We start from the raw sequence: 300 nt of genomic DNA on the forward strand, positions 1-300 counted from the left end.
CTTGCGCAGCCAGCTCGTACGGAACGCTGGTGGTGCCGGCCTTGATGACGACGGTATCGCCGTTGCTCAGAGTCACGGTCAGGTCTTGTTTGAGGACCTGGTCGACCTTGACGGTGAACTTCGGTGCAGCGTTTTCCAGTACGTCGCCATTGCTTTCGATGGTGACGGTGATCTTGTCGCCTTCGTTAGCCGGATCTTTCGGATCACCCGAACCTGGTTCGTCAGTCACGCTGGTGGTCAGCGTGGTATCGCCCAGGGTCAGCTTCTCGAAGTTGTTAGCTGAGACGGATTCCAGCTTGT

Annotated in this window: 1 protein-coding gene; it reads right to left on the reverse strand. The window is 57.3% G+C overall.

The window, feature by feature from the left end; all coding sequences use genetic code 11:
• On the reverse strand, positions 1 to 300 hold a 300-nt coding region (locus tag AACY45_RS28945), incomplete at both ends, for an immunoglobulin-like domain-containing protein (RefSeq protein WP_339548901.1).

Origin of the sequence: Pseudomonas sp. RA_35y_Pfl2_P32 (genome assembly GCF_963970735.1) — a bacterium.
In the GTDB taxonomy this organism is placed as follows: domain Bacteria; phylum Pseudomonadota; class Gammaproteobacteria; order Pseudomonadales; family Pseudomonadaceae; genus Aquipseudomonas.